9 protein-coding genes and 2 pseudogenes are annotated in these 19,449 nt (G+C 63.1%); 9 read left to right on the forward strand and 2 right to left on the reverse strand.

The features are described 5' to 3' along the window. Window positions 1-345 precede the first annotated feature (345 nt). A complete protein-coding gene (locus tag AB4Y92_RS08015; RefSeq protein ID WP_441819139.1) occupies window positions 346-1,980 on the forward strand; it encodes an N-acetylmuramoyl-L-alanine amidase family protein in 1,635 nt (544 codons plus the stop codon). Between the two features lie 334 nt (window positions 1,981-2,314). Here AB4Y92_RS08015 and AB4Y92_RS08020 read toward each other — a convergent pair whose 3' ends face one another. Beyond that, a complete protein-coding gene (locus AB4Y92_RS08020; protein WP_441819140.1) occupies window positions 2,315-3,331 on the reverse strand; it encodes a saccharopine dehydrogenase family protein in 1,017 nt (338 codons plus the stop codon). Between the two features lie 429 nt (window positions 3,332-3,760). On the opposite strand from AB4Y92_RS08020, the gene AB4Y92_RS08025 reads away from it, so the two are divergent. The 8 genes and pseudogenes from AB4Y92_RS08025 to AB4Y92_RS08060 all read left to right on the forward strand — a co-directional run bounded on the left by AB4Y92_RS08025 (window position 3,761) and on the right by AB4Y92_RS08060 (window position 16,762). Then, window positions 3,761-4,426: a response regulator gene (locus AB4Y92_RS08025; RefSeq protein ID WP_441819141.1), complete on the forward strand. Its 666-nt coding sequence runs from the start codon at window positions 3,761-3,763 to the stop codon at window positions 4,424-4,426. Window positions 4,427-5,817: 1,391 nt separating this feature from the next. Beyond that, a complete protein-coding gene (locus AB4Y92_RS08030) occupies window positions 5,818-6,288 on the forward strand; it encodes a sensor histidine kinase (protein WP_441819318.1) in 471 nt (156 codons plus the stop codon). Window positions 6,289-6,481: 193 nt separating this feature from the next. Then, a pseudogene (locus AB4Y92_RS08035) lies at window positions 6,482-8,194 on the forward strand (S8 family peptidase); the annotation flags it as partial. A 114-nt stretch (window positions 8,195-8,308) separates the two neighbouring features. Then, window positions 8,309-8,536: pseudogene (locus AB4Y92_RS08040) on the forward strand (proprotein convertase P-domain-containing protein); the annotation flags it as partial. A gap of 547 nt (window positions 8,537-9,083) precedes the next feature. Beyond that, on the forward strand, window positions 9,084-11,255 hold the full coding sequence (locus tag AB4Y92_RS08045; RefSeq protein ID WP_441819142.1) for a M4 family metallopeptidase: 2,172 nt from the start codon (window positions 9,084-9,086) through the stop codon (window positions 11,253-11,255). A 182-nt stretch (window positions 11,256-11,437) separates the two neighbouring features. After that, window positions 11,438-13,366: a M20/M25/M40 family metallo-hydrolase gene (locus tag AB4Y92_RS08050; protein WP_441819143.1), complete on the forward strand. Its 1,929-nt coding sequence runs from the start codon at window positions 11,438-11,440 to the stop codon at window positions 13,364-13,366. A gap of 179 nt (window positions 13,367-13,545) precedes the next feature. Beyond that, complete coding sequence (locus AB4Y92_RS08055) at window positions 13,546-14,184, forward strand: outer membrane beta-barrel protein (RefSeq protein WP_441819144.1); 639 nt, start codon at window positions 13,546-13,548, stop codon at window positions 14,182-14,184. Between the two features lie 163 nt (window positions 14,185-14,347). After that, on the forward strand, window positions 14,348-16,762 hold the full coding sequence (locus AB4Y92_RS08060; protein ID WP_441819145.1) for a M66 family metalloprotease: 2,415 nt from the start codon (window positions 14,348-14,350) through the stop codon (window positions 16,760-16,762). A 144-nt stretch (window positions 16,763-16,906) separates the two neighbouring features. On the opposite strand, the gene AB4Y92_RS08065 is transcribed toward AB4Y92_RS08060, so the two are convergent. After that, a complete protein-coding gene (locus AB4Y92_RS08065; RefSeq protein ID WP_441819146.1) occupies window positions 16,907-19,408 on the reverse strand; it encodes a peptidoglycan DD-metalloendopeptidase family protein in 2,502 nt (833 codons plus the stop codon). Window positions 19,409-19,449: the final 41 nt, after the last annotated feature.

The following is a 19,449-nucleotide window of genomic DNA, read 5'->3' on the forward strand; positions in this document are numbered from 1 at the left end:
TAGTGAGCGCACGATCCGAACGATGTTCCGGATACTGCCCTCTCATACGTCATTTCAATGGAGGCCTGTTTCGTCTCAAGCGACGGCGAACGCCGCTGCCAGTGGGTCGAGTCACTGTTGGGCACCCATAGGAGAGCAACGCCATGATGGCACCGCGTCACAGCTCGCTTTCACCCACGGCTGCGCCGGCCTTGCCCGGCGCCGGTGCGCCATTCCATGCCGCTGCCCCGATCGATCCGGGCCCCGGTCTGGATACGCTCATGGCCGAAGTGCCTCATGGAGCCACGCGTCGATAACGAATCATGTCGTCGACTAATTTCTACACATGCAGGAAGGAGTGATGCCGTGTCATCTCTGAAATTATTTTCTCATGTCTGTCGTGGTACGCAGCCGTCCGCGGCGCTGCTGATGCGGGGGGCTATGCTGACGCTGTTCGTTGCAATCGGCACGCCCGCTGTCGCTTCCCCGGTCGAGTCTGGTCAAAGATTGACCGCAGTGAGCGAGGCGAAGATCTTGCCCGAAGTGCGGAATGAAATTCAGAGCGCCGTCAATGCGCAAAAACGCATCGAAGGTCAGGAGAATAACATTCGGATCACTGCGAGCTTCAGTGCTCTCGACGGAGGGAGGTGGCTGCTAGTTGATTTGAGTGATGGGTACATCCCGAAGCGGGCGCGATATTTCGACTCCGAGATGGAAGCTGCTATCAGCCAGCTTCGAACCGTTATTGACGAGATCCTCAGGGACAAGAATGGCGACCTTCCGGTAGATGGCGTCAGATTCTTGTTTGGGGGCAAGACAATTGAAGAGGCTTTCCCCGAGGAAAAACGTCAGATGCTGCAGCAGAAGACGACCGTCGCGCCCGCGGCCGCTGATTCTTTGGTCGTGGTCGCGGCCGGGCATGGCGTCTACTATCACTACGGCTATAAGGACTGGCGTCCGCAGCGCGACCCCTACAATGGTATAACCGAGGACTATATAACGCAGGGATATGCGACTGCGTTGGCAGACTTGATCCGAGGGCGTAGCCTCGTCCCGGTTGAGTATGTCCGCTCTAGAGGGACGGAAATTCATGCGCCGAGCGGATTTCAATGGCAACAAATGGCGTCGCGATACTTCCTTCAGCAAATACTGCCCAGTCAAACCGGGATATGGCATTCGCTTCCCAGTGACACTTCTAATTTGCGCGAGCAGAACGAGGATATTCGTAGCCGCCCGCTGTATGCCAATTACCTTTCGGCAAGCAAGCTGATTCATATTCACACTAATGGGCCGAGCGCGACTGCAACAGGGCCGCGCGTGCTCTATTACCCCGGCCGGACTGTGGATCAACAACTTGCCACCAGCATTCTTTGCGGCATGAAGGAAACCATTCATGCACTTCCGGCATATGCGAATTTCACGGTTCCGGCAGCGCCGACGCCAAGCGATGGCGAGGGTGAAACACGCTTGGCGGCGATGCCGTCGGTCATTGTCGAAGTGGCTTTTCACTCAAACCCAACCGATGCGGCGGCGCTCAAGGATCCCGCATTTCGTACCGCTGCAATGAAGGGGGTCGAGAAGGGCTATCGGATTCATACGCAGGGCAAGGCGTGCACTCCATTTGCTATTACCAGCATCCCTAGCATAACCATCAAGCGCGGCGATCCCTCCGTTGCGGTGAAGGCGAATTTTGCCGGCTTCCCACAGTTCCCCGTGGTGAGAAAGACCACGAATGTCAGCTGCCCTAGCGGACATTCCTGCTCGAACGGCAGCCAAACATATCGGGACGAGGTGCCTTCGCCTTTGACGTGGACGGCCTCTTGCTCTGGGACATCTTCGACAACGGATGTATCCCGATGGAGTACTACGCTAACGGACGCGGACGGCGTCAAAACCGCGCCGGTTGAATACACAATCACTTGCTTGCCGAACGCGCTGACGAAAACCGCTGGTAATACAGCCCTCAGCAATCCGGCGGTTGGCGACGAACACGCCAACTAACGATTCGGAAATCGCCATGGCCTTCAATTGGATCGGTGTCGCAGGATTCATGGTGCCGACTCTGATCCGGCGGCGAAACGCCTTCCTTCATCATTGCCGGTCGGCATGGAGTGCTTGCCTCGTATCGATACGAGCGTCATTTCACGACTTATACCTCGCCGGGGGCGCCCCGGCGAGGATGATCATGCTGCGACAATAGCGCATGGATCAGCCCAGTTGGCGGACATGCTCCTGCTTGGGCGATGCATCGGTGCCGCAAACGGTGGCCAGAACGAAAGGGCGCAGGGCGTCGATTACCGCCGGTGCATTCGGATTGCTGCCCGGGTTGTGTCGGCTATCCATATCTTTCAAGGCGGAGATCGCCGATCGACGCAAGAAATTCCAGCGCATCGAACGCCTCTCCCGGAGCGACAACTCCGCTCTCCTTGCATCGCCCGTCAACTATGCGCTGGAGCGCTTCAACCACCAGCGGCGCGCTGATCGCGTAGATGTCGCGCCCATGCGCACTGGCGCGACGTGTCTGGCCGTTTCGGCGCACCACGACATCGACGGCGAAGACCTGCGCCGAACGTCCGCGTGCATCGGTCGCTGTCGGCGGCGGCGTATCGGGACCGCGCAGGTCGTTGAGCGGCGCGAGGTTCATATAGGACTGCACCTCATCGCTGCGCAGGTGCCGCGAGATCGTGACGATCTCCGAGAAGGGCAGGGCCACCATCTGCTGCGTTCCGAATGGTGCGCAGAACGTCCATTCGCGCGACGGCGGCGGATCGGCGAGCGGTTGCAGTTTCCCGTTCGTAAATACCAAGCGCGGACCGTGGCCAGGGCGCCTCGGCGCGCGCGTGCCTGTCGTCGGGTGCCAGCTGTCCAAGGCTACGCCGATCTCGACTGCGTCTGCATCCGGCCAATCCTGCTTCGCCGCTGTCGCCAGCAAATCCGCCAGGCCGCCGTAGAACGCCATCGCGGGAATGACTGTGATCCCGGTCGTCCTCGCTGTTTCAGCAAAGCGCTCGAAGATGCCAAGCACGACCGCTTGCTCGGCGCATACATCCAGGTAGTGGATGCGCGCACGCAGCGCTGCTTCGAGCATCGGGACCGCGGTATCGAGAAATGGTCCGGCGCAGTTGATGACGGCCACGGCGCCGTCCAAGGCACGGTCGAGCGACGGTGGATCCATAACCGACGCCAGGCGCCGTTCGAGTTCGGGAAACGCGTTACCTATCTCATCCAGCTTGCTTGCATCGCGCCCGGCCAGGATCGGTATCCATCCACGTTCGTATAGTTCGGCGACGACAAAGCGCCCGGTATGTCCATAGGCACCGTAAACGGTGACCTTGTGATTCGACATCGTCATGCAGAGCTCCGAGGCGGCTGGTGTCCCGGCAAATGGAACCATTCGTTATCCGCATCGGCTATCGGAATCTTTAGCCAAACCGGTAAATCGGAAGGCTCGAATGCAGAACTTGAATCGCCCGGGCTTTCGTAGACAGTCGTAGCAATCGCGCCCGTCGTAATCGCTGAATGGGTCTAGCCGCAGGCCGGGAAAGGTTCTGAAATAACCAGGATTTAACGGATAACTAATCGGCGTGCTTGGGCTGCCCAGGCAAATTAAGACACCGGACAGCCCCGTTTGCCTTTCGTTCCATACCCCATCGCACGCTGTCGCGGCTGCGGTGCGGACGTCACATTTTTGGCGTTTTCGCGGCACGCGCAGGCGGCTCAACGGGCTCGGCGTCGGAGTAAACTGCCAGCTGAAAGATATCGTACGGGGGAGGGAGGCTGTATGCCGACCGAGCTACTCAGCCTGACACCGGCACTGATCGTCGAGGACGATCCAGCGACGCAGCGGCGGCTGGCGTCCATCGTCAGGGAAGTCGATCCCGACGCAGAAGTCACCATCGTGGGCAGTTTGGCGGAAGCCTATGACGCGCTCAGCCGCACGGACTTCGCCATCGCCCTGGTCGATGTCGGTCTGCCCGACGGCAACGGTCGGGATTTGGTCGCGCGATTACACGCGCGCCCGGAGCAGACACCGGCTCTGGTCATCTCGTCCTTTGGTCATGAAGAGACGGTGCTGTCGGCGCTGCAGGCGGGCGCGGTGGGCTACCTGCTCAAGGAGCGCGAGGACATCGAACTGGTGTTGTCGCTCAAGAGCATCCAGCGCGGGGGAGCGCCCATCGATCCGCTGATCGCGCGTCGTATCCTCGAACTGTTGCCGGGCCCCAGCCTCGCGCAGGTCGCGCCGGAGGACGATGTGCGTTTGTCCGCGCGCGAACTCGAAGTGCTGCAGCTGTTGGCCCGCGGTTGCAGCAATCGCGAGATCGCCGACCTGATCACGCTCTCGCGATTGACCGTGGAGGGCTATATCAAGGCCGTTTACCGCAAGCTGGCGGTGGGCTCGCGCACCGCGGCGGTATTCGAGGCTCAGAAGCTGGGTTTGTTGAGTTGATGCGAAGCTGGTGCCGATCGCTCGCAGTCCTCGCCCTGATGGGATGGATGACCTGCGCATCGGCGATCGCAGCACAACAGCCGCCAGCGTCCGCACCCATGGAGATCGTCGAGGGCGAGGCCGCGCCGGCCGGATGGGACTCGTGGACATTGCCGGTCAGCGGCTGGGCGCCGGTACGTTTGCCGGACGACTGGACCGCGCGCTGGCCGCAGCATGACGGCGTTGTGTGGTATCGGCTGCACTGGCATCAGGCCGATGCGCGCGCTCCGATCGCGCTCATGCTCGACTACACCCATTTGGCCAGCGCGGTCTATATCAACGATGTGATGGTCGCGCGCGACCCTTCGCTGGTCGAGCCGCTATCGCGCGGATGGGTCGCGGCGCAGTATTTCCTGGTCAGCCCTCCGCTGCTGCGGGCCGGCGACAACGTGTTGCTGGTGCGCGTTTCCGGACTGAAGAACGTCGAGCCGGGGATGGGAGTGGTGACCCGCGGCGCTCCGGAGGATGTGCGCGACCTCTACGAGCGCAGCCTTTTCAATCGCCTGTACATCAAGGTGGCGACGCTGGCGCTGAGCCTGGCGCTGTCGCTGATCTTCGCGTTCATGTGGATACTGCGGCGCGAAGAAACGACCTTCGGTTGGTTCGCGCTGTCGCAGTTCGTCAGCGCGGTGCAGCGCTATAACCTGATTGCCGAAGACCCCTGGCCATTTGCCAGCATTGCCGCCGCATTGGCGTTCAACGAGGCGCTCAAGGTCATCGCAGCGGCGGCTTTCGTGATGTTCCTGTTTCGCTATGGCGAGCGCCGCTTTCCGGTGTTGGAAAAGGCCATGTGGTTGGTATGCCTGATCGTCCTGATCATGGCGCTGATGGTCCCGCACTGGACCTCGCTGTATGGAGAGCAGTGGGAACTGGTCGGGGCATTCGTCTTCGCCGCGGGCACCGGCTGGTTCATGTGGCGCGCGTTGCAGATACGCAGAAGCGATTTCAGCGTATTGGCCGTGTGTCTGATACTTCCGCTGGTCGCCGCGGTCTATGAGGTGCTGGCCAGGTTCGAGTGGGTGCCTCATACGCATTTGCTGCGCTTCGCGGCGATCTTGTCCGCGCTTGGGCTGTTTTTCGCCGCGGCCTTCCGGTTCGTGGCCGCGACGCGTCGCGTGGAGGCGTTCAATCTTGAGCTCAAGCGCGAAGTCGATGCGGCTACGCGCAAGCTCGGCGAAACGCTTGCGCGCGAACATGCCCTGGCGCTGGGCAAGAGCCGCGCCGAGGAGCGGCTGCAGCTGACGCGCGATCTGCACGACGGTTTCGGCGGCACGCTGATCGGCGCGATCGCCCGTCTCGAACAAGCGCCGGACGATACGCCCAAGACGCAGGTCGTGGAAACACTGAAGGACATGCGCGACGACTTGCGTCTGGTGCTCGACAGCACCACCGACGGACAGGTCGGCATCGCCGATCTGTTGGCGCCGCTGCGTTACCGCTCCAGCCAGCTTCTGGAGGCGGCGGGCATCGACAGCTATTGGCATCTGCACGGCGTGGACGAGCTTGAACTCGACGGACCGCGCGGCCTGGACTTGCTGCGGCTGCTGCAGGAAGCGCTGACCAACGTGTTCAAGCACAGCCGCGCCACCCGCGTCGATGTATCGCTGAGCCACGAAGACGGACGGCTTCGGCTCGATGTGCGCGACGATGGCGGAGGCCTTTCCACGTTCGTGCACCGCCCCGGCGGCGCCGGGCTGACCAGCATGCGCCTGCGCGCCAATCGCCTGGGCGGCGAGCTGCAGATCGATTCGACGGAGCAGGGCACACGCCTGCAAGTGGGTTTCCCTTTGACGCGCGCAGCCCGGCTCGGGCGCTCGGGCTGACCTGAACAGCCAATACGCGGCATAACGGCTCCCCGACGTATCTCCCTACCCCTATTTCTGGGGGTGGTTCGGGCCGCTTATGGCTGCAAGCCTGTGATCGAGGGAGCGCGACCGAACCGGTTCGCGCGGACGACCTCGCTACTCGCAACGGACGCGGAGGTCCATCACGTCAAAAAGCAAGGGGGATCACCTGATGTCTGCATCCAATCCGCGCATGCGCAAGCATGCACTGGCCGTCGCCATCGCTGCCTTCGCCATGCCGGCCTTTGCCGGGCAGGTCGGGCTGACCAGCCTGAAGTCGGGCGAGAAGTACGACGAATTCATCGTCAAGTACCGCGACGGCAGCAACGAGCGAGCCCATGCCAACACCGTCGCCGGCGCGCTGCAGCGAGCGACGAAGATCAAGATCGCAGGCAAGCATCTCGCCCTGGGCCACAGTCGCCGCCTGGCGATCGGCGCCGATCTGGTCAAGGCCGACAAGAAGCTCGATCGCGCCGACGCCGAAACCTTGATGCGCCAGATCGCCGCCGATCCGAATGTCGATTGGATCGAACCCAATGCGCGCATGTATCCGACGCTGCAGCCCAACGACACCAGCTACAACCGGCAATGGGGCTTCAACGATGCCGACGCCGGCATCAAGGCCGAACAGGCCTGGGACCGGGCGACCGGCGAAGGCGTGGTGGTGGCGGTCATCGACACCGGCATCACCGCCCATACCGATCTGGATGCCAACATCCTGCCCGGCTACGACTTCATCACCGATTCGTGGGCCTCGCGCGACGGCGACGGCCGCGACAACAACCCGCGCGACGAAGGCGATTGGAGTCCGGTCGCCAACGAGTGCGGGGAGGGCTCGAAGGTCACGAACTCCAGCTTCCACGGCACGCACGTGGCCGGCACCATCGCCGCGGTGACCAACAACGCGCGCGGCGTGGCCGGTACCGCCCATAACGCGCGAATCGTGCCGGTGCGCGTGCTGGGACGCTGCGGCGGAACCCTGGCGGATATCGCCGATGCGATCACCTGGGCTTCCGGCGGCGCCGTGCAGAACATTCCGGCGAATCCCAACCCGGCCGAAGTGATCAACATGAGCCTGGGCGGAAGCGGGGCCTGCAGCCCGGCTTACCAGGAAGCGATCAACGGCGCCGTCGATCGCGGCACGACCGTGGTCGTGGCCGCGGGCAACCAGAGCGACGATGTCGCCAATCATCGGCCGGCCAATTGCGCCAACGTGATCGCCGTGGCGTCGATCGACAACACCGGGCAGCGTTCCTGGTTCTCCAACTATGGCGCGGGCATCGATGTCGCTGCGCCGGGTTCGGACATTTATTCGACGATCAACACCAGCCTCACCGTTCCCGGCGCGCAAGGCTACGCGATGATGAGCGGGACCTCGATGGCGGCGCCACACGTGGCCGGCGTCGTCGCCCTGCTGCAGTCGGCGGTGGGCCAGCCCAAGACGCCGGCGCAAGTGGAAGCGCTGATCCGCGATCACGCCAGCGATTTCCCGGTGGTTCCCGACCAGGACATCGGCGAGGGCATCGTCAATGCGCAGGCGGTGGTCGAGGCCGTCATCGATGCCGAACCGGCGCCGGCCGTCGTCACCTTGGTCAATGGCGTGGCCGTCGCCAATCTTTCCGCCGCGAAAGACGCCTATCTGAAGTACAAGATCGATGTACCGGCCGGTGCGTCGGACTTGAGCCTCACCACGTCCGGCGGCGCCGGCAACGCCAACATGTACGTGCGCTTCGGGGCCGAGCCGACCGATGCGACTTACGACTGCCGTCCGAACAAGGCCGACAACGCCGAGACCTGCACGTTCGCCGCGCCGAAGGCGGGCACCTACTACCTCAATCTGAAGGCCGCATCGGCGTTCAACGGCGTCGGTGTGGTCGGTAGGTATTCGAAGAACTACAGCAACACTACCGACTACGCGATCAACGATACGGCCACGGTGGACTCGCCGATCGTGGTGTCCGGTCGCAACGGCAACGCGCCGGGCAACGCCTCGGTGACCGTGAACATCGCTCACACCTATATCGGCGACCTGAAGGTAGACCTGGTGGCGCCGGATAACTCGGTCTACAACATCCACAACCGCACCGGCGCGGGCACCGACAATATCAACAAGACGGTGACATTGAACCTGTCGAGCGAGGCGTTGAACGGAAGCTGGAAGTTGCGCGTGAACGACAACGCCGCTCAGGACACCGGAAAGATCGACAGTTGGAGCATCAAGTTCTAGGAGAGGCGCGCGTTTGCGTGCGGCCCGGCCTTGGGTTGATCCCTGGCCGGGTTTTTTTTGCATGACGATTCGCGACGCGCGTCATGGTTAGTGCATGGGGACAACACCCTACCCCTGGTTTCGGGGGATGCGTAGAGGCAGCGCGGATTGCGAAGGTAGGCACGCAAGGCAGTGATCAGCATCGCGAAGGGGACTTGGCGATCGAGCCAACGGGGTATCTCGAACACAGCGCAATACACCCGGTCCAAGTCAGCAGGTCGGATGGGAAGCCGGCCCAGGAGCGCAGCGCCGAAGGGATTACGCACCTGGATTCCACGCAAATACGGCCAGCGCGAGCAACGACATGTCGGTACGTCCGAGTCATCGTTCGTTCTTCGGCGATAACCGATCGCTCGTGGCAAAGCGATTACTGATTGCGGTTTCAGCTCTTGCTCGCCGCGGTTGCCGTCGGCAACCGTCCGTCGGCGGATCAACTCGCTGACTTACCCATCTGCGTCGGACATCGCTGTATCGCCGACATCCGCTTACTGTTTATGGAGAGATTGTTGTGAATACTCGCAATGTCATTCTGGCCATTACTCCGCTCGCGCTGGCCTGCGCTCCTGTCTTCGCCGCACAGCGCGTGGACCTGATGAACCAGGACCTGGGCAAGCTCAATCGACAGTTCGACGCCACCGTCGCGCAGACGGGTGTCGCGGCCAAACCCTTCGCCCGTCACGCGCAACTGATCGGTCTGGATTCGGAATCGCGCCTGGTGGCGAAGAACCGCCACACCAGCCTGGGCGTGCGCAACAGCCGTTATCAGCAGACCTTCCGCGGCATCCCGGTGTTCGGCGAGCATGTCGTGGTCAGCGAAGACGACAGCGGCCAGGTCCGCGCCTTGTTTGGACGGAAAATCGAAGGGTTGGCGAGCGAAATCGCTTCCGTCGCGCCCAAGCTGAGCAAGGCGCAGGCCCTCAGCGTCGGCAAGCGTTCGGCTTTGGGCGCCCGCAGCTCCGCCCAGAACGAACAGGCCGAGTTGAATATCTATGTCGATGAAAGCGGCCGCGCGCACCTGGCCTATGTAGTGTCGTTCTTCGCGGTGAAAAACGGCGAGCCGACGCTGCCGAAGGTGATCGTGGATGCCAACGACGGCCGCGTGCTGAAGCAATGGGAGAACCTGCAGACCGCCAACGGCACCGGCCCCGGCGGCAACGAGAAGACCGGCCAGTACGAGTTCGGCACCGACTTCGGCTATCTCAACGTGGCGCAGTCCGGCACGACGTGCAAGATGGAGAACGACAACGTCAAGACGGTCAATCTGAACCATTCCAGCGACGATAACGTGGATCTGTCCACGAAGGCGGCGTACAGCTACACCTGCCCGCGCAATACGGTCAAGGCCATCAACGGCGCGTACTCGCCGCTGAACGACGCGCATTACTTCGGCGGCGTCGTGTTCGACATGTACAAGGACTACATGCAGGCCTCGCCGCTGCCGGAGAAGTTGCTCCTCGGCGTCCACTTCAGCACCAGCTACGAAAACGCCTCGTGGATCGGCAACGGCATGCTGTTCGGCGACGGCAAGACCACCTTCTACCCGCTGGTCAGCCTGGACGTTCTGTCGCACGAAGTGTCGCATGGCTATACCCAGTTCAACTCGGGCTTGAACTACGACAACTATGCCCCGGGCGCCTTGAACGAGGCCTTCTCCGACATAGCCGGCGAAGCCGCCGAGTACTTCATGCTCGGCAGCAACGACTTCAAGGTCGGCGCCCAGATCTTCAAGGGCGACGGCGCGTTGCGTTACATGGCCACTCCGCGCGACGACGGCCGTTCGATCGACCACGTCAACCAGATGCCGGCCGGCGGCATCAACAACCACCTAGGTTCGGGCATCTACAACAAGGCGTTCTACACCTTGGCCACCAAGGCCGGCTGGAACACCAAGACCGCGTTCCAGGCTTTCGCCCGCGCCAATCGCGATTACTGGACCGCCAGCACGACGTTCAATGAAGGCGGTGCCGGCGTGCTGCGCGCGGCTTGCGACATGGGCATGAAGGGTCAGGACGTAGTCGACGCCTTCAAGGTCGTCGGCATCAACGCAGGCGCGTTGCCGGCCGGTTGCGGCGGCACTCCGGCCAACACGCCGCCGGTGGCGAATTTCACCAGCGCGGTGAGCGGGCTGAAGGTGACCTTCACGGACAAATCCACCGACAGCGACGGCACCATCGCCTCGCGCAGCTGGAACTTCGGCGACGGTACGACCTCCACCGCCACCAGCCCGAGCAAGACCTACACTGCGGCCGGCACCTACACCGTCACCCTGACGGTCAAGGACGACGACGGCGCCAGCCACACCAAGACCGCCTCGGTCACCGTCACCGCGCCGCCCTCGGTACAGACCTACAGCAACACCACCGACTACGCGATCAACGACCGGTCCACCGTGGACAGCCCGATCACGGTGTCCGGCCGCACCGGCAACGCACCGAGCAACGCCTCGGTGACCGTGAACATCGTGCACACCTATATCGCCGACCTGAAGGTCGATCTGGTGGCGCCGGACGGCTCGCTCTACAACATCCACAACCACACCGGCGGCAGCGCCGACAACATCAACAAGACGGTGACCTTCAACCTGTCGAGCGAGACGCTCAACGGCACGTGGAAGTTGCGCGTGTACGACTACGCCGGCCAAGACACCGGCAAGATCGACAGCTGGAGCGTGAAGTTCTGATCCAACGTTGCGGTCGCTTTCGATACGCATGACCGAACGCAACAGCGTCACGGCAACCCCGGTTTCGACCGGGGTTGCCGCATGCGGCACGACACGCCGAGCCATCGCGTACCCATGTCCCCTGCGTATCGATCCCGGCCAGTCGGCCATCGACGCCTGCGCAGTACAGGAGATCATTCCAAGTGAAATCGCACAGTATTCTCGCCGTGGCATGTCTGGCCGCCGGTCTGTTGAGCAACGATCGCGTCGCGGCCGGTGAAAACCCCCAGGCGCACGCAGATGCCGCAACGGCTTCGCTGCGCAGCGAGCACGATCCGCTCGCGCCGGTTTACATCGTCACGTCCGAGGCGACCGGCGAATTGATCGATGGCCTGGCGCGCAACTCGGTGTCTCGCCGCGACAGCCTCGGCAAGGCGCTGCAGATCTCGCAGATCAAGGCCCATCAGCTCAGCCAGATCAGCGAAACCATTCACGGGCGCGAAAACCGCTGCGGCGGCTACTTCGCGTTCGATACCCGCGAGCAGGCCGAGGCCTTCATCCGCAACGATAAGTCGGCGGCCGCCGCATCCCGTTCGTTGGCGGCCGACTACTCGATCGATAACCAGGCCACGGTGAACCCCTGGCTGGATTCGGTATCGGAAAGCCGCATCTACGACACCATCGACCATCTGCAGAGCTACAAGAACCGCTACTACACCAGCAGCTACGGCAAATCCGCCGCCGAGTGGATCAAGAGCGCCTGGGCCGGACTGGCCGCCACGCGCACCGACGTTACCGCCGAGTTGTTCGATGGCTGCAGCAATTGCTCCACCCAGCCTTCGGTGATCCTCACGGTCAAAGGCGCCAGCCTGCCCGATGAAGTGGTCGTGCTCGGCGCTCACCTGGATTCGATCAACGGCTCGGCCGGCGGCAGCGCCGAGCAGAGCGCGCCGGGCGCCGACGACGATGCCTCCGGCGTGGCCACCCTGACCGAGGTGATCCGCGTCGCGCTGGCGAACGGCTGGAAACCCAAGCGCACGGTCAAGTTCATGGCGTATGCGGCGGAAGAAGTGGGCCTGCGCGGCTCCAACGCCATCGCGCAAAAATTCAAGACCGATGGCGTAAACGTGGTGGGCGTGTTGCAGCTGGACATGACCAACTACCGCACCGGTACGCCGGAGACCATGCAGCTGGTGACCGATTACTCCAACGCCGACCTCAAGACATTTGTCACCGACGTCTTCGATGCGTACCTGGCGCCGCTGGGACTGACCCGCGGCACCATCACCTGCGGCTACGGTTGTTCGGATCACGCCTCCTGGACCAGCGCGGGATTCCCCGCGGCGATGATGTTCGAGTCCGGCACCGATGCCGGCAAGAACACGCCGGCGTTCAAGGGCTATAACCCGTATATCCACAGCAGCGGGGATACGCTGGCCAACATGGGCGAGTCGGCGGTGCCGAGCGTGCCGCTGGCCAAGCTGGCCCTGGCCTTCATGGGCGAACTGGCCAAGACCGGCAGCGCCGCACCGGCCAACACGCCGCCGGTGGCGAATTTCACCAGCACGGTGAGCGGGCTGAAGGCGACCTTCACGGACAAATCCACCGACAGCGACGGCTCCATTGCCTCGCGCAGCTGGAATTTCGGCGACGGTACGAGCTCCACCGCGACCAACCCGAGCAAGACCTACACCGCGGCCGGCACCTACACCGTCACCCTGACGGTCAAGGACGACGACGGCGCCAGCCACACCAAGACCGCCTCGGTCACCGTAACCGCGGCGCCGTCCCCGGTGACTTACCGCAACGACGGCGACTACGCGATCAACGACAACACCACCGTGGACAGCCCGGTCACGGTTTCCGGCCGCACCGGCAACGGCCCGGTCGATGCTTCGGTGACCGTGAACATCGTGCACACCTACATCGGCGATCTGAAGGTCGACCTGGTGGCGCCGGACGGCTCGCTCTACAACATCCACAACCACACCGGCGGCGGCACCGACAACATCAACAAGATCGTGACGCTGAACCTGTCCAGCGAAACGTTGAACGGCACATGGAAGTTGCGCGTGAACGACAACGCCGGCCAGGACATCGGCAAGATCGACAGCTGGAGCCTCAAATTCTAACGGTGCGAGCGTAGTAGCGCCGCGGCCCGGTCACGGCTTATCCCCCCGTGACCGGGTCTTTTGTTCCCGCGCCCTGCATGAGCATTGATTTCCTGCTCCCTGCAGGGACGCGAAAGCGATGTGTGCCGGGCGATGACTTCCCTCGAAACCCCTGAGCCATTCACGCTATGAAAAACTGTTTGACGACACTTCTTGTGCTGACCGCGGTTGCGACATCGTCTGTCGCCGCCGCGCAATCGCGCAGCTACACCTATCTGGACGCGGGATACGGAAAGCAGTCGATCGAGTCCGCCAACTCGGATCCGCTGCTGCGGCTGGACGACATCGAGGCGACCGGCGGTTACCTCGCCGGCTCGACAGACCTGGGGCGCGGCGTATTTCTGAGCGGCGGCATCCATAAAGGCAACGGCGATATCAAGTTGAGATCCGGGCCGCAGGTGTTGACCAAGTTGAACGTGGACGTGCAGCAAGTCGTCGTCGGCCTGGGATACCGGCGCGAAATCAACGAACGCCTGGATTGGACCGCTGAATTGGCTTACCTCGATACCCGTTTCGAGTATGAGAACCGCGCGATTTTATTCACGGATAAACAAGATGGCGGCGATGCCCGCCTGGCGATCGGTCTGCGCGGCGAATTGACCGAGCGCCTGGAGGCGTGGGGCAAGCTCAGGTACACCGACGGCGATACCTACGAGGCAGAGGCCAGCGTAGCGGCAGGCGCGTTGCTGAAGTTCAACGACATGTGGGGATTGACCGCTGAAGCCGAGGCGGGCGCCGGCAACAGCCAATACAGCGTCGGCGTGCGGATCGCTTTTTAAGCAGGCACTCGCAGGCGTTGGCGGCGTGCCGCAGGCCGAGTCCGTCACCCGCGGCATGCCAGGACGAAAAAGGGGCGGGCATGGGGACGCGGCTGGCAAGCCATTCCGACGATTGCATCGCGCAGGCCACGGCGCCTGCGCCTTTACTCGGCAGAACTACCGAATGTCCAGATTCGATTTCAAGGGGAAATGCATGAACGTTCCGCGTTTTAACATTATCGCGCTGTCCATTCTTTCGGCGTTGCTGGTTACCGGTTGCGGCGGCGGCGGCGGGGGCAAGCAAAAGTCGCCGGGCTCCGGAAATCCGGGGAATCCGGCGCCCGGGGCATCGGTGCCTGCGGCGCCCGCCGGATTGGCCGCCACCGCAGGTGTCGGCAAGGTCACTTTGTCGTGGACGTCCGTATCGGGGGCGACGACATACAACGTCTATCAAGGGCTGTCGCCCGGGGCCGAGAATTCGGTGCCGGTGCAAAGCAACGTCGCGGGTCTGAGCGCCACGGTGACGGGACTGACGCCCGGCGTCGCCTACTATTTTGTCGTGCGCGCGGTAAACGCGGCCGGCACCAGCGCCGTGTCGAATGAGGCGAGCGCTACGCCGCAGGCTCACGAGCCCACCACTGCATTGGAGGTCAAGTCGCTGGAGCTTGCGCAGACGCACGTGCTGCCGGCCAATGGACGTAGCTGGACCTTGAGCGCGGCGAGCGAGAGTTATCACGCGATCGGCGGCCGCGCCGCGCTGGCATTGCTGCGCCTGTCGGCGGCCGATGGGGCCAACGTGCGTGTGGAAGGGTGGGCGAACAAGGCTTCGCTCGGAACCGTACCGGTTGCGGCGCCTTCCTCGCTGCCGCCGACCGAGTCCGCCGGGCCGCGCTATGCAAGCGATGCATACAGCGCCGAGATCCCCGCCTCCTGGATGACCCCGGACCTGCAACTGCGCGTGGTCGCCGACAACTATCAACCCGGAGCCTGGACGTCCGCGCTTGTCGGCGCCGACAGTGAGGCGGTACTTCGTGTGTTGCCGTTCTACTTGTACGGCGCTAACCCGGACAATTCGTTCCCCCTTGCGAAGGTGGGCGTGCCCAGCCAAGACAGCATCAATGAAATCTATGCCGTATGGCCCGTGGCCCGTGTGACAGCGAAAAATCATGGGGCGAAGGCCATCGTCTGGCCGACGATGGTGATCGGTCCTCGCGAGGGGCATGCCGCGTACGTGGCCCATAGCAGAGACGATCAACTCGATGGCTACGCCACGATGTCGTCGGTACTCAATGTTCTGGGCGGACTGCTCGACGCCAACGGCGAAAGGCCGGCTTCCGTGCAGTATTACGGGCCTTTGATCATGTTCAATGCCGCGGGAACCTACGAGGGGCCGGGAGGCGGACTGGGCGGCGGAGAAGTCGGTACGGGCGACCCCAGCTACACCGGAGTTTTTATCCACGAGCAAGGTCACGCCATGGGCCTGCCGCATCAGGGTGGCGCCTACACCGACGGGAAATATCCGTACGTGGTGGGCAGCCTGGCCGGATCGCTGTGGGGCTACGACCAGATCAACAAACGTTTTCTCGGCACGTTCGTGCCCACCAGCGCATCGCGCTACGCCAAGTGTCGCGGCGATACCTTCAACGGTAGCACCCCTCGCCAGATCGACGGCCAAGGGCGCTGCGTGAGGCAAGATCCGATGGAAGGCGGGAGCGGCGATCAGGCGGCCGGAAACAGCTTCACGATGTTCTCCGATTACAGCACCGGCATGCTCCAACGACACTTCGAAGGCCGCACGACCCTCGACACCTCGGGCGCACACTCCTACAGCGGCGGCGGCATCATCGAGGACGCTTCCTTCCCGGGCGGTTACCGCCGTTGGGACACGATCGATCGGCGTTGGGTGAATGTCGAAGCGGTCACTACCGACCGCGGAATCTTCGGCCTCGACGGCAATTTGCCGCAACAGCGAAACGTGCCTGTGCACGCGATCGTTCTGACCTACAGCTATGCGGGCACCACGGGGGTATCGCAGTTCTATCCGACCTTGTCGTTCACGGGCAATCTGCTTCGGTACATCGACCCGACCGACGCGACCCAGCGCGCCAGCATCGTACCCGGTCGCGGAACCTATCCCTGGTATTGCTCGAATGGAGGTTGCGACTACACCATTCGCGTCACTTATTCGGACGGAAAGCAGCGGCACGTACTGATCCAGGACGGCTTCAGGCCGTTCAACCAGGACAGCGGTGCGCCGCCGGCCAGCGCGAGCGATCCTTTGAAGAGCGACAGCTACCGGACCTGGGTCGTCAACGTTCCGGCCCCGCAGGCGATCCGCAAACTGGAATTGCTGGATACGCCCAAGGTGTGGGAGGGCATGCCCGCCTCGCCGCGCGTGCTGGTCACAAGGGATTTTCCGGCTCCGCTGGCGCCCAAATCCATGCAGTCGGCCGCTTGCGGCGAACTTGCGACGGTAACCGCACCGGCTGAAGCCCAAGCCGCTTCGCCTTGTCCGATGGCAGCGGCCGCATTGCCCGCGCAGACGCTTGAACTTCAAGAGCAAGCCAAGCGGCTGATTCGGAGCAGGGGAAAGCGTTGATCGCCCGCGGATCGCGCTGAGTTTCGACAAGGCCGGCTCCACAAGGCCAGAAGCTACCGTCGCAGCGGTAGCTTCTGGCTTCATCGAAGACTGCGGTGCCCGGCCGCTGAGCTGGCCTGAAACCGGAGCAGATCGCCGCCTCGTTTAAGCCATCCTCAAGGCTCCGCGCGTCTGCTGCTGGATCTGCTCATCGTCCTGCGGCGGATTCTGCCGGTCGGCGTCATGCAGCCTGTGCAAACTGTCCGGCAACGGCTGCCGGGCCGCCTGCGCCTTATCGACGTTGGCATGCACGACATCCACCGGATTGCCGGGATTGGTCCATACCGCGAACAAGTTTCCGTTCGTCGGGCTGGCGACCACGTCGTGGATTTCCTTGATCGGCGGCACGCTGTTCCTCGCGCTCAAAGCCAGCGCGCCGGCGATGCGCTCTTTTTCGTCTTCGTTGCGATAGCCGCCGGCCTCCGGGCCCAGCTTTTCCAATCCGCGCATCGCCTGCGCGAAGAGGGGATGCGCTTGTTCCGCCTTGGGACCGGGGCCGCGCTGCTCCTGCGCTCGGCCGGCCATGCCTGGATTTTCGGAATCGTACGGGGAGGCGCCGCGGCTTGGCGAGAAAGTATTCGGCAATGCCTCCGACTGCCTGGAAGCGTAGTCGGTATCCGATCGGCGATTTTGCGGCTGACCTTCGCTGGCCGCGATGGTGTCGGGCTTGGATTGTTTATCGAAGCGGCCGTCGTTGAGATCGGTGACCCATTTGTCCGTCACGTCCTTGGGCGCTTCGATGTGGACGTGAGCGCCTTCGGAGTCGCCGGTATTGCCTTGCTTGCCCACGACCTGGCCGTATTCGACGCGGTCGCCTTTTTTAACGTCCACTTCGGACATGTGGTACATGTAAGCCAACTTGCCGTCGTCGCCTTTGATAACCACCGAGTTGCCGGCACCGCCGCCGTACTCGCCAGCGACCATCACTTCGCCCGACATCGGCGCGGGAATCTTCTGTTGCTCGGCATTGGCGGAATTCCCCAACACGACATCGTTCACGCTGAGCTCTTGCGGCACCCCGTACTCGCTGCCGCGCGTGCGCGACACATCGCCGTCGTGGTGCGGCTCCAGTTTCCCGGGTTCGGTCAGCGGCGTGCCTGAGCTGTTTTTGACTTCGTAGGGCGCGTACGTGGGAACGTCCTGCGGTGGCGGCGCATCGTCCATCTGCCGCGGCGTGCCCTTCGTCTGCACCGGGCTCGGCGGTTGAGCGGTTTCCGCGGTCGATGTCGCCGCGCCGTCGGAGTTCTCGGACGATCCAGGAGTTGCGACTTTCGCCTGCGGATTTTCGGGTGATTCTTGCTGCTTGGCCTGAAGATGCTGATCCAGCGCGGAACCGGGCGTTACCAACGGCGGCGGGTTCTGGCTCTGCGCTTCCGCGGTCGGAGACGCGGCATCGGGTTTTTGTGGTGTCCGTCCTTCACGCCAAACCTCGGCGAACCCGGTCGGGTGTTGGCCGGAATTTTCATTGGAAAATTTTTCCAGCTCAGCCGGCGTCATGCTGGTGATCTGCGGCCGCGCGGGATCGCCGACGAGGAAGTTGCCCTTGTCGTCCCGGCCCGCGACATAGATGAAGTGGCCGCCGCCGCCGGGCAGTCCGCCGTTGAGTACGACGCTGTGACCGCGGTCGACCGCCGCGCCCACCGCGGCCGCGGAACCGTCCGGATTGAACTTGGACTCCATTCCGGCTTCCTTCGCCGCATTGGCGACCAGCGAAGCGTTGCCCGGGACGCCGTCGTTCGGATTGGCGCCGGTCAACTTCACCATTTCATCCAAGGTCGCATCATCCGCGGGCCGCATTCCCCATGAGGCCATCGCCATCGTCAGCGAGGTCGGACCGCATTGCCAATTACCGGGCTGCGGCTTGTACCACTGGTTGTGATCGAGATTCGGGCCGGCGACTTCATCGACCGCTTTCGCTTCCGTCGCCTCGCCGCTGCCCGGTTTGCCGGGCGTGAGCGTGGGGCCGCCGACATGGGGAGTCGGGGAGGGCGACGGATTCTCCTGCGCTTTCTCGGACAAGGAAACGCCTTCGCCTACCGCGCTCTGGGCGCGGCCTTGGTACGCGCGCCGGTCATCGATGCCGGTGAGCCCGCCGTTGATGCGCCGGGTGACTTCTTCGAAGTCGCCCGCATCGGCGGCGGAATTGATATCGCGTTTGTTCCAGTACCACGCCGCCGCTTTCGCCGCGACATTGGGATCGCTCGCCAGTTCCGGATTGCCCACCAGGTCCAGGCCCAGCGCCTGACCGGCCGCCTCGTAGTTGGAACGGCCCGTCAGCTGGATGAAGCCGCGTCCCTTGAAGCGCGCGCCGTCGCCCGGTTCGGTATTGCCCAGGTCCTTGCGGCCTTCGTACTGGGTGCCGTCGGCATATTCCTCCAGCGTATTGAAACCGTCGGTTTCCTGCGCCAGTTGCGCCAGGAACATGGATTGGCGTTGCGGGGTATTGGCATCGGCCGCGGTCATCGCCTGAGTCAGCGGACCGGCCAATTGGGTCGCGCGCTCCAGGCTGAGAGTGGGCGCGATCTGCCGCACTTGCTCCGGCGTGAGCCCGCCGATGGAGGGAGCCGGCGACATCGCGATATCGGGTGATTTGTACTGGACATTCATGGCGGAACCTCTAAGGTTTCGGGCAAATGTGGATTCACCTT

This window comes from Lysobacter sp. TAB13 (genome assembly GCF_052113885.1).
Lineage (GTDB): Bacteria > Pseudomonadota > Gammaproteobacteria > Xanthomonadales > Xanthomonadaceae > Lysobacter > Lysobacter gummosus.